Here is a 12,276-nt window from a genome sequence, read left to right as displayed (position 1 = left end):
GGCAAATAGAGGGGGCAATTCTCGAATAGCTGGATCGAACCGATTAGAGCTCTTCCAGCGCCTGAAGTCCGAGCAGATTCAGACCCTTGCGCAGCGCCTCCGCCGAGGAGCGAACGAGCTTTAATTTGAATGCTTGTTCAGCGGCGCTGCCGTCCAGTACTTTGACATGGTGGTAGAACCGATTGAATGCTTGCGCTAGCTCTAACAAATAACGAGCCAGCACGGACGGTTCATATCGCTGCGCGGCTTGGCGGAGACGGCTTGGGTAATGGCCGATCAGCTTCAGCAGCGCCCAAGCATATTCGTTAATTGCGAGTTCGAAGTCTGCCTCGCCAGATGTGGGGACATCCCCAGATGCTGCGTCAGCCTTGCGCAGGATGCTGGATGTTCTTGCATAGGTGTATTGCAAGTAGGGCCCTGTTTCGCCGTCAAAGTTGAGCACCTCCTGCAGGGAGAAGTTGACGTCGAGCGTTCGGGTGTTCTTGAGATCACCGAATACGACTGCGCCAATCCCCACCGCTTCGGCTACGGCATCCTTGCCCGCAAGCGAGGGGTTCTTGGCTTCGATCACGTTCTTGGCTTGCTGCACCGCTTCGTTAAGCACATCTTCAAGGAACAATACTTTGCCGCGGCGCGTGGACATCTTCTGCCCATCCATCATCATAAGACCAAACGAAATATGGCGGCAGCGGTCTTGCCAAGCGGGATCCATCTTCTCGAGGACGCGGAATATTTGTTGGAAGTGGAGCGCTTGCTCGCCTCCCACCACGTATAGCAGCTGCTCGCCGTTCATCTGATCGCGGCGATACAGTGCCGTTGCCAGATCGCGGGTCGCATAGATAGACGTGCCGTCGGACTTGACGAGCAGACAGGGAGGCATGCCAGTTTCGTCCAGTCGAACGACAAGCGCACCGTCGCTTTCCTCCAGCAGCCCTTGCTCGCGAAGCGAGTCGACAACGGCGCCCATCTTGTCGTTGTAGAAGCTCTCTCCCAGCACATGGTCGAACGTTACGCCGAGCCGGTCGTACAGCTTGTTGAACTGCTTCAGACTTTCGCCGATCATCTCGCGCCATAACGCCGTCGCTTGCGGATCTCCGCCCTCAAGCTTACGGAACCACTCTCTCGCTTCGACTTCAAGCTCTGGATGGTGCTCGGCTTCTTCATGGAATTTCACATATAGCGCCAAATAATCTTTGGTCACGTTATCGCTTGCCGCAATGGCTTCCGGATTGCCCCACCGGAGATAGGCGACGATCATCTTGCCGAATTGCGTCCCCCAGTCGCCTAGATGGTTGACTTTCACCGTATCGTGTCCCGTCTCCCTAAGGATGCGATAGATGGCGTTGCCGATCATTGTCGAACGCAGATGGCCAATACCGAACGGTTTGGCGATGTTGGGAGACGACATGTCGATGATGACTCGTTTGCCGTTACCGACGTTTGGGCGCCAGAAGTCTTCCGACGGAGTGGTACGCAGAAGCAGCTCCTCGGCAAACGCCGGACGGTTAAGCTTGAAGTTCAAATAGGGACCGACGGCTTCCGCGCGAAAGGCGGGATGGTTCAGTTGGTTAAGTTGGTCTGCGAGTTTCTGCGCGATTAGCGCGGGGCTCTGCCTCATTGATTTGGCCAAAATGAAACAAGGCAACGCGACATCGCCAAGCTCATCGTTCGGGGGATACTCTAGCATTGCGGCTATTTCATCCTCCGCGAGAGGGAGCAGCGGTGCAAGACATTGCGTTAATAATGGATTGCTCATCTTTAGTTCCTCCTTATATGTGTGCGCGTTAGAACGCAAAAAATCCCCGTCTCTGCTAGAGACGGGGATGTACCCGCGGTGCCACTCTGGTTATCCAATGACTCACGTTCGGAGCTGGATCTTATCATAGCCGTAACGTGGCCGAACCGGGCTTTCCTAGAGGCAATCGCCTGTCGGAGAGCCGTCTCCCGGGTCCTCTTCGACCGTCTGTCGTTGACCGGCTCCCACCACCCCGGCTCGCTTGGCAACGTATATCTGACGATGTACTGTACCGTTCGTTGACGTTATACAGTATTATAGCGATTCGATGGCGGAAAGCAAGGGGAAAGTGCTGGGATGACGATATAGCTTTCGTTTCTTGAAAATGATATATTGGACACGAATCTATGATGAGGATTGTTTCGGAAGCAGGAGGATCTTATGAAGCACACAAGCAAAAATAACCAACCAAAAGCAGGTCGCCCGAACGTCAGTCAGTACACGGTCAAGGAACCGACGGAGCTGCTGCTTTTTTTGTTGCATAAACAATCCAAGGAAGGCCGGAACAAGTTGAAAGCGATGCTGGCCCGCGGTCAGGTGTCGGTTGATGGGCGAGTCGTGAAAGAATACAACTGTCCGCTCGCTCCGGGACAAACGGTGAGCATTAGCAGAGAAAAGATCGTCGAAGCAGAGCCGCTCGTCGGTCTCTCGATCCTGCATGAGGATGAGGATATTATCATCATTCTGAAGCAGGCCGGATTGCTCTCGATCTCGACGGGCCAAGATGAAGAGATAACCGCTTACCGCCAGCTCATGGCACATGTTCGAAGCAAGGATCCAAAGAGCAGAGTGTTCGTCGTGCATCGTCTGGACCGGGATACCTCGGGTGTCATGATGTTCGCCAAAAGCGAGAAGATTCAGCAATCGCTTCAGAATTCGTGGCAGGATGCAGTGAAAGAGCGGACATATGTGGCGCTGGTCGAAGGTAAGGTGAAGAAGCAGGAAGGCACGATCACCTCTTGGCTCAGGGAGAGCAGCACGCTCAAAATGTACTCCAGCCATCGCCAGGACGACGGTCAGCATGCCGTCACGCATTACAAGGTGTTGCAGTCTAACAGCAGCTTCTCCTTATTGGAGGTTCAACTGGAGACGGGACGGAAGAATCAGATTCGCGTTCATATGGAGGACATCGGGCATCCGATCGTAGGGGATAAGAAATACGGCTCCAAGTCCAAGGCGCTCCCGCGGCTAGGACTCCATGCTCGTGTACTTGCGTTTGTTCATCCGAAGACGGAGAAGCTTATGCGGTTCGAAACGGATATTCCTAAGGCGTTTCTTGGTTTATTGCGGTGAGGGATGAGGGATACGCATCTCTGACTAGCCATGCCTATTTTCTTAATCATGCGAGAATGGCGGGAGGACCGAGTTGAATATTAACCCAAAAGCTATCGAACTGTTCGAAAGCAATGAATGTGATGCTGCTTTGGATCTTTTCAAAGAAGCTGTAGACGCATCGAGAAATGTACAGTCTTTAACGAATCTCGCTTGGATGTATTACTACGAAGAAAGTGATCCAGAAACAGCTCTAGAATTGGTGGAAGAAGCCATTGGTTTACATCCGACTTCGCATTTGCCTTCGGAAAGTGATGATGAATTTGTAGGAGAAGCTTTTGTTGCTGAATAATTCCACCGATGAAATATTCTACATCTTTGAGTTCTAGTTGTTATTTATTTGGATGCTCAAGGCATGATAATTCGGAATACCATTCGTAAAAGATTGACGATGAAAGATGGCGGTCAGCTAGTTTGACCGCCATTTCTTATGTCATGATTAGGATTGCATCTCTGAACGGAATACTTTTTGTAAATTCACCGCTCTTTATTTTTTGGCTTTGTTAAACTGTATTGTTGATTTTCCCATTAAGTTAACAGGCAGTTTAGTTACAATGTATGGTAAATTAATCTGTGATATCATATTCAGTTTTTGGGGGTCGTGTATGCCATCGTATGAATTTGAGTTAAAACCAAATAACTTATTCGATTACTGTTCTATAAAAAAATATGTCCTGACTGCAAGGAGAAGCTGGTAAAAAGTAACGAAAAGACCTTTCTTAAAAGAGGTTGGTACAATATAAACGGAACTTATTCATATGGAAATCAATATCATTTAAAGTTTCGTTACTACTGTAAAAATTGTTTAAAAGACATACAATTGCTCGATCTGCGACATAGAAGATTTTTCAATAACTAATTCCATTGAACTAACAGGAGACGATATTTCAATCAATAAAGCTCAGCTTTTATTAAAGAAAATGGAAGATTACGTAAACAACCGATCCTAGAAATAAAGGAATTGAGTGGGCTAACCTCGAAAAAGAAAATTAGATTTTAGGTCTGGTACGGGCATACCAATTTGGAGGTAATCATGAAGAAGAACGAAATTCTAGATCTGCTAGTAACGTCCGGCCTTGAAGCATACAAAGACCGGTTCGATTCCTTGATCTTTCCGTCTTATCAGATTCAATTGGAACCAGAGGAAGACTCGAACTTCCCCTTGGGTGTGAGCAAGATTGGCGGTCAACCGGATCTGGCTGCTGATATCGAGTGGCCAAAGTGGAAAGGTTACAACATGTCATTCGTCGCTCAAATTAATCTTGCCGATCTGCCCGATCCTACTCCGCTTCCGCTAGGAGGTCTGCTTTCTTTCTTCTACGCGGTAGAACCGATGTACGAAGATGAGGACTTCTATGGTGATCCATACACATGTCACGTCATCTTTACGCCGGTCGAGGGGCTATCAGGACTTACCCCTAAACCGCTACCAGAACTCACAGAAGAAGCCATCTTCAGGCCAAATCGGGCTACGTTCTCGCCCGTACTTTCAGTACCTGCGCCAGAATCGGCCTATTTGGAGAGCATGGGGCTTGGATGGAATGGGAACCGTGAACACTTCAATAAATACTGGGAAGTCTTTATTGAGAAGTACCGTGAAATCACCGAGCCTAGTGATACGGTTCACCGCTTGTTCGGTCATCCGGAACAAATACAAGGCGACATGCAAGTTGCTTGCGAGGTTATGACAACTGGACTCACATACGAAATGCTTAAGGATCCTGGAGTCAAAGAACGCGCTGTTAAGTCCGCTTTGAAGTGGAGACTGCTTCTTCAAATCGATTCCGAAGAAGAGAAAACCGGCATCATGTTCGGGGACGTCGGTCGCGTTTATTTTTGGATTCGAGAGGAAGACCTCGCGGAGCAACGCTTCGATCGGGTTGTTTGCGAAATGCAGTGCTGATAGTCCTTGTCCCTATTCGAAAGTGGAAGTTAGCTAATGAAGTTGTTCCGCTAACGTAAGAACGGGAGTTCAACGAATTCTTGTTACCTGATTACAAAAACCGGCTATCGTTTATGAGAGCCGGTTTTAATTTAAGCGGCATAGAATAAAGACGGGAAGACGAACTAATAAAATGTAGATTCAAAAAAGTCATATATAATGTATCCAGCATAGCTGACTCGAGTATGGATCGGATTTCCGACGGCTAGCCGCCGAAATCCCCCGTCTCTGAATCGAAATAGGCCTTCGCACCTTCTACAGGTTCTTGCCTGTGAAGTTCATAACGCCAGATGACAGTTCTGTCTTCCTCGTCACTCACTGTCAGGCTGCCGGTGATGACCTCAGGGTAAGCCTCCTTCGATTCAAATTGGAAGGTCGGGCTTCTGAATTTCGCTGTCAACTGTATATCTCTTGTTTTGATTGACTCATAGTGACGGACGTATTTGCAGCCGCTCGGGATTTCTTCGTGCCGTATGGTCGCTTCGAAGGGCTCGCCTTGGCTGTCCGAAACGCCAACGTACAGATTGAACGCGTATCCCTCCGAAGTCGTTCCGGAACGCGTCAGCCTAGCGGAGATGTCGTCGGTCACGCGATCGCTCCCCCAGCCCATCCCGGTAGTCGTATGCTGGACCGTTCCTCCTATGCAAGGTTGAATACCGCTCGACTTCCTCTGGTACAAAGACGTCATCTGCACGCTTCCGCTGCCTCTGAGGGACAAGGGAGAGGAGGAGAGATCGCCGGTGCTGCTCTGATCGAGCTGCCACTGGCCCGAAGCCGACCTAGAGACAATCTCCACATGTTGATTCGACCAGCTGTCCCGTTCGCGGAGCGAGGCGGATACCCAGCCGGTATAGCTGTATGTTCGGAATTCCGGCACATGATAGGTCACAACGGTGGTGCCGTATGCCTCAGGTTCGACGATCTCCTGAAACCATCCGGCTGCGATGTCCATAAGGGTGTCGGCAAGTCCCAGCAGCTCGAAACCGCCTGATTTCGCGGCTTCCAGGCCCAGCTTGCCCGAACCGAATAAAGAACCGATCAACGCAGGAGGCGCGCTGGTTTCCGCCAATGCGCGAACGACGACCTCGGCCGATTCTTCTTCGCCCTCATGCTCCCGGACGTTCTCATCGACCACATCGGTTACAAGGCTGGCTTCGCCTGCGATATCGGAAATGCGTTGTACCTTCGACTGGAATTGCCCAGGAAGCTCGAATTCATTCTTGTTCAGGCTAATTACCGCATGCTTGCCGCCCCCGGCAACAAGATCCCATTCCACGCTCCACTTGTCGATTTCCTTGGCGATGTCCGCAGTATCCGTCGGGACCGGGATGCCGTAGAAGGAGAGGCATTCCTTCACTTCCTTGCCTAGCGGCGTGGCGTTCCATTGTTCCAGGTACGCCTTATATTTCGCTTCGTTCACGCCGACCTTCGCTGTCCAGTTCACTTCCTTCTCGTTCTCCGACGAATTCTGCTTGTGAAGGGAAGCGGGGTCTCCGGCCACCTCCACTTCAATCGATGAATAGAGCATACCGAGCTTGAGCAGCTTGAATGCCGCGCTCACAGCCGTCATGGCTTTGGCGGCTGCACTGTTAAGTGCCTCAGTGACTCTGCCGGCTAATTCGTTATTAAGCATCTTGATCAAGTCCAGGCCCGTGTCGGAAATGCCATATCCGTTCGGACCTCCGTCCTTGGCGCTCGTCCCGCTGCCCAGCCACTGCCGGGCAATGGAGCATGTCGTCGGCTTCGTGGTCGGCGCAGGCGTCGGCGCTTCATCGGCATAGGCAGTCTCCGTAAGCCAGCCCGTCAACTTCGCGCCGAATGAGGTTTGCGATGCTCCGGTCTGTAGCGCTTCGGTCTGCGGGGCTAGGAAGAGGCTGAGGAACGCGAACAATTCCAGATACGTCAGCCGGTATAGCTGGGGATGCCAGCCCTCCTCTGTCAGGTCGATGCCGGGCTTCTGCTTCAACGCCATCGCCTGCAGGAAGAGCAAGGCATCCGACCCCTCGTCATTCGGACTATCGATCGCATGGAGCACGGCTTGGCGAAGCGCGGACTGAAGGGCGAATGCCTCATCCTCTTCCGGCTGGAAGGGGAAGCCGAGATCTCGCAGCATCATCGCAAGCTCGGTTAAGGTTAACCGTCCCGAGGTCTCCTTAAGGGCGGCGTCATTCGCAAGCGCATAAATCTCGGCAGGCAACACAAAGAATGGCGTATCCGGTGACTGTGTCTCGTCGAGCGCGGCTTCCAAGCCGAATTGCTCGACGAGTAATCTCGTCGTATCGAGCTGAGCTTGCCGGTCGTCGTGAAGGAGAGAGTCGACAACGGACTCTTTAGGCACAGGGGTTACGGTATCTTTGTGAAAATACGAAATACTCGGGATAACCGTCTGAATCTGGGTGAGCACCCCTACGGCGATCAACATGAGCAGCGCGGCGACAATCTTTGCGCTACGGGGAAGGCTCTTCAGCCAGCGGGCGAGCGGCTGGATCAGGTAGACTCGCGTAGTTCGAGCCCCTTGACGCAGCAGCCACCATAATGCCAAGGCTGTGTACTTGATCAATGTCCATAGCACCGGCAGCAGATAGGTCCTTATTACTTGCAGCAACCAACGGAAGACGGTCTTCAAGCGGCTGTTCTCAGGGGGAGAAGGATTGTCGTTCATCGCTTACCTCCGATATATAAAATGAAGTTATAGGATCGTACGCGAAATAATTCAATAATAGTATATAATTTGCTCTCGACGCGTGCCTGCGACTAAAGTAACGATATGGAAGACGAAACTTCCTTATTCTCGCATGTAACCTTATAATTTAAATTAATAAGGGGGGCGGTAAATATGGCAAATCATTTTGCCGGAATAAGTAGCGACTCATGCAGAGCCTTTTATTAGGGCGATCTTTGCATGGGGTGATTCGTTTATGGTGATCGCCGGATTAAGAAGCAGATCGGTCAGTTACAAAGTGCCAGTAACTCCGTTTCTGATTTGAGAGTGGTCGCAGCGGTTCGCAATGAAACAGAAGTCAAGATAGGCGGAATGTTTTCGGATGCAACCGATTGGCAAAAACAACTGGTTGGGAACCTGGAACAGCTACAAACCACTGCGGACTTTCAGCGATATTTGCATTCCTTGGAGCCTTATTTGGCAGAGGAATATGCGCATGTGACAGACAATCAATTAAAGAAACTTTTCCCCAAACACAAGAAACTGAAAATACCTGATCTTAATGGTATCCCTTATAGATTCGCGACATATCTAGGCTGGACCGATATTGCAGCGAATAAATTTTTCATGGTTTATGATCTGAACGGAAAGCTTATCGGCATTGAAGGGAAGTATACGCCGACGAATAAGAAGGGTGTTTGCTTCGTGTGCAATCGGCATGCTGAGGTCATGTTAATCACTGCTGAGACCAAGTGGAAACCGGTAGGTGCATCACCCGATTATTACAGGGCAATAGGTAATTATTTGTGCGTGAACAGCGAGGCTTGCAATAAGAATATAACGAATGTTGAAGCATTGGAGAAATTCATTCATGGCGTGTTTGTCGGTCCGTAACCGGCGCGAAGCCTGACCCAAGTGACCCAAAAGAAAGTTGTTTCGGAGGAATGTAGCTTATTAAACACAAAGAAACGGCAGCCGGCATAATGGCTGCCGTTTTCTTAACTAACGAAAGAATGAGAGCTCAATGAACCGCCTAATCATCACGGAGGCGGTTTTCTTATGCTCAAAAATCAACATCAGCGTTAACATAGCCTATTTTTTTCTAAGCTTGTGCAGGTAAAAATAATACACGCAAATGAGTCTAAATCATGGACCGCGATCGGCGGCGATTGTTCCTATAATGAACATATCGAAAAGGTATGGAAACTAGGAGGGTCATGCGACATGTCAATGATGGTCGATCGGACAATGCCGGCAGAGCGTGCGGGTCGCCGGAGATGGTGGAATCAACATCGGAAGGAAGCTCTAGTGGGCTGGCTGTTTCTGGCGCCAGAAGCAATCGGTATCGTCGCGCTGGCTATCTTTCCGTTATTCTTCTCTCTCTTGCTGAGCTTCACGAACTGGAATCTCGTCGGTGGATTCAAGGAGATGGAGTGGGTTGGACTAGATAATTTTGCAAAGATGATGGACGATTCGAAGTTCTGGAAGGCGCTTGAGAACAACTTGTTCTTCACGGCGGTGACCGTGCCTGTTGGTCTAATCATCGCTGTCGTTATGGCCGTGCTCGTGCATACGAAGGTATATGCGAAGGATCTATTTAAAATTTTGTTCTTCATTCCTTATATTTGCTCGACTGTTGCGATTGCGGCAGTATGGGCCGCATTGTACCATCCCTCCAGTGGTCCGATCAATCAGTTCCTGATGGCGATCGGTCTCGATCAACCGCCCAAGTGGCTTGTTGACTCCGAATACGCGATTGTCGCGATCATGGTAATCGCGGTGTGGCAAGCACTCGGCTATCAGATGATTATTTTTTTGGCTGGTCTTACACAAATTTCTGAAGAAATTTACGAGTCGGCGCGTATCGACGGCGCTTCGGGGTTACAGCAGTTCTGGTCGATTACGATTCCGATGCTTGCGCCTACAACGCTGTTCTTGACGATCACAACAATTATCGGCTCGTTCAAAGTGTTTGATCTGATTAAGTTCTTGACCGACGGCGGCCCGAACGATGCATCGACTGTTTTGGTGTACCGCATTTACGAAGAGGGATTTATAAACTTCAACATGGGTTACGCATCCGCGTTATCATGGATTCTCTTCCTGCTTGTTATTGCCGTCACATCCGTGACATGGATCGTACAAGCTAGGGAAAAACGGGCGTAGAGGGGGAGAAACGGGATGAAATTATTAAAGCTAAAGCTCGACCGAGTGGCATTGACCGCCGTATTCGGAGTGTTCTCGATTCTATTTATTATGCCGCTCATCTGGATGCTCTCTGCTTCTGCGAAGGTAGAGCGGGACGTTATGACGTATCCGATCGAGTGGATCCCCAAGGACTGGAATTGGATCGAGAATTTCAGCAAGGTATGGCTGGAGGGGGTACCCTTCTCGATGTTCTACTTGAATTCGTTCAAGCTAGCCATTATCTCAACGCTCGCAACCTTACTATTTTCTTCAATGGCTGCCTTCGCCTTGTCGAAGCTGAGGGCACCTGGGAAAAGCATCATGTTCGGTCTAATGATGTCGTTTATGATTATTCCCGAGCAAGCGACGCTTGTTCCGCGATTTATTATGATAAAATGGCTGGGGTTGTACAATTCGCATGAAGGTCTTATCCTGATGCTGGCGTTTTCGATGTACTTTACGTTTCTTATGCGGCAGTTTATGATGAGTATCCCTAACGACTTTATCGAAGCGGCAAAGATCGACGGCGCTGGCTACGTCAGGGTATATGCACAGATCATGCTGCCTTTATGTAAGCCTATTCTGGCAACAGCAGGTATAATCAAGTTCATATGGACATGGAACGATTATCAGAATCCATTAATTTTCTTGTTCTCAAAAGAGTTGCTGCCGCTGCCGCTTGGCATTCAATTTTTCCGTCAGGAATATTCGAACAACGTGTCACTGATGATGATGGCTGCAGTATCCGCGATTATTCCATTAATTATTGTGTTTGTTGTGTTGCAGAAGCAGGTCATTAACGGAATTACGGTCGGCGGGGTTAAGGGGTAAGCTCATCGCTTCGTGTCTCGTAGTCAAAAAAGTACACGATGAAGTTCTACAGAGATTACACGGTAAACCGCTTTCATATTCTTTATGCTAAAGATGCAGTTAATCATTCTGTAGAGATAAGGGGATGCGGTATGAAAAAATTCGCGATGATAGCAACAATGTGCTCCATGCTGTTCTTGGCAGCTTGTGGAGATCAGGGCACAGGAGGAAACGGCGCTTCGAATACGCCAGCGAATGGCGGGGACACGAAAGGCAGTTCTTCCAGCGAGACGGTGACGCTGAAGTTCTATACGAATGCAAAGGGCGAGCCTGGCGAGCCGATGATGAAGATCGTAGAGGCGTTTAATGCACAAAGTGATACGGTGAAGGTGGAGCATGTCGCGCTTGTCCAGAACAATGATTCTCGCGAGATGCTGCAGAAGCTGGATGTACTTGCGGCATCGGGTGAAGAAGTCGATGTTGTGCTTATGAACAACGAAGGTTACGTGCTGGAACGCGCCGGCAATGGCATGTTGTATCCGCTCAACGAATACTACGATGCAAATCAAATCGATGCGGAAGCCGAATATTATCGCAATCCGGTATACGACGGCAAATATTATGGCGCAATGACGGACGCCAGCTTCTGGTATGTCGCGCTTAATGAAAACCACCTGAAGGAAGTGGGGCTGGAGCTCCCGTCCTCCGATTGGACATGGGATGACTTCCGAACATATGCCAAGAAGCTGAAGGAAAGTAAGGAAGGCCGCTTTGGAGCGTACTTCCACACATTTGGCGAGTATGCCAACATTATTGCTTATACGGATTTCAAGAACCCGCAATTGAAGGAAGACGGTACACTTCAGTTCGATGATCCATCCTTCGAATACTGGTTCAATCTACGCCGCGGTATGGAAGTCGAAGATCAATCCGTACGCCCGCTCGCGGATGTTCTGGCGGCGAAGCAGCACTGGGCAACGGACTTCATGAACGGCACAACGAGTATGATGCCGATCGCCATGTATTCGCTTGACGAAGCGTTCTTGAATGAGGAGAGTTACCCGCGCGACTTCAAGATTACGTTTGCTCCGCTGCCGCGTTCTTCTAAGGATACGGAAGCCGGATTGACGAGCATCGGGGGAAGCTTCCTCACCATCCATAAGAACTCCAAGCATAAAGAAGCGGCTTTCGAATTCATTAAGTACGCGACGACGGAAGGCGCGGCATTGGGCGGTCGGATCCCGGGCTGGAAGAAGGCGGACGGGAAAGCGATCGTGACCCAAATGGTAGGCGACAAGACGGATCTGGTAGACGTTGATGTGCTCACCTCGACCATCTTTAACGAGAAGGTGCGTACAGCCGGCTCCTCGGTGATCAGCGTGCCTTACCAGCAGCAACTGAAGAAGATAGCAGAGGGCGGCATTAACAAGTTCCTGCTCGATAATACGACTTACGAAGAAGCTCAGCAGTTCATGATGACAGAAGGCCAGAAAATTATAGAAGAGAACAAATAATAGAACGCGTTCGCGTTCGGGAGAGGGGAATCCG

General features: G+C 49.9%; 9 protein-coding genes. 7 read left to right on the top strand and 2 right to left on the bottom strand.

What is annotated here, in order from left to right:
- Positions 1-43 precede the first annotated feature (43 nt).
- Complete coding sequence (argS, locus tag ACX1C1_RS02590; protein ID WP_458955636.1) at positions 44-1,756, bottom strand: arginine--tRNA ligase; 1,713 nt, start codon at positions 1,754-1,756, stop codon at positions 44-46.
- A 420-nt stretch (positions 1,757-2,176) separates the two neighbouring features.
- On the opposite strand from argS, the gene ACX1C1_RS02585 reads away from it, so the two are divergent.
- From ACX1C1_RS02585 to ACX1C1_RS02575, 3 genes are all read left to right on the top strand, one after another.
- Positions 2,177-3,088: an RluA family pseudouridine synthase gene (locus ACX1C1_RS02585; RefSeq protein ID WP_458955635.1), complete on the top strand. Its 912-nt coding sequence runs from the start codon at positions 2,177-2,179 to the stop codon at positions 3,086-3,088.
- Between the two features lie 73 nt (positions 3,089-3,161).
- A complete protein-coding gene (locus ACX1C1_RS02580) occupies positions 3,162-3,419 on the top strand; it encodes a tetratricopeptide repeat protein (protein ID WP_458955634.1) in 258 nt (85 codons plus the stop codon).
- Positions 3,420-4,160: 741 nt separating this feature from the next.
- Positions 4,161-5,030, top strand: coding sequence for a YwqG family protein (locus tag ACX1C1_RS02575; RefSeq protein WP_458955633.1), 870 nt, complete (start codon positions 4,161-4,163; stop codon positions 5,028-5,030).
- A gap of 244 nt (positions 5,031-5,274) precedes the next feature.
- On the opposite strand, the gene ACX1C1_RS02570 is transcribed toward ACX1C1_RS02575, so the two are convergent.
- The gene (locus tag ACX1C1_RS02570; protein WP_458955632.1) at positions 5,275-7,731 is read right to left on the bottom strand and encodes a hypothetical protein; all 2,457 of its coding nucleotides are present in this window, start codon (positions 7,729-7,731) and stop codon (positions 5,275-5,277) included.
- Between the two features lie 270 nt (positions 7,732-8,001).
- Here ACX1C1_RS02570 and ACX1C1_RS02565 point away from each other — a divergent pair, with 270 nt between their 5' ends.
- From ACX1C1_RS02565 to ACX1C1_RS02550, 4 genes are all read left to right on the top strand, one after another.
- Entirely contained in the window at positions 8,002-8,625 is a 624-nt protein-coding gene (locus tag ACX1C1_RS02565) for a FusB/FusC family EF-G-binding protein (RefSeq protein ID WP_458957578.1), read from the top strand.
- A gap of 330 nt (positions 8,626-8,955) precedes the next feature.
- Positions 8,956-9,897, top strand: a complete 942-nt coding sequence (locus tag ACX1C1_RS02560) for a carbohydrate ABC transporter permease (RefSeq protein ID WP_458955631.1) — start codon at positions 8,956-8,958, stop codon at positions 9,895-9,897.
- Positions 9,898-9,912: 15 nt separating this feature from the next.
- On the top strand, positions 9,913-10,749 hold the full coding sequence (locus ACX1C1_RS02555) for a carbohydrate ABC transporter permease (protein WP_458955630.1): 837 nt from the start codon (positions 9,913-9,915) through the stop codon (positions 10,747-10,749).
- Positions 10,750-10,880: 131 nt separating this feature from the next.
- Positions 10,881-12,242, top strand: coding sequence for an ABC transporter substrate-binding protein (locus ACX1C1_RS02550; RefSeq protein WP_458955629.1), 1,362 nt, complete (start codon positions 10,881-10,883; stop codon positions 12,240-12,242).
- The last annotated feature ends 34 nt before the right edge of the window (positions 12,243-12,276 follow it).

Source organism: Paenibacillus sp. strain BS8-2 (assembly GCF_054483835.1).
The sequence above is the reverse complement of the archived record's forward strand: the minus strand, read 5'-3'. Positions and strand labels throughout refer to the sequence as shown.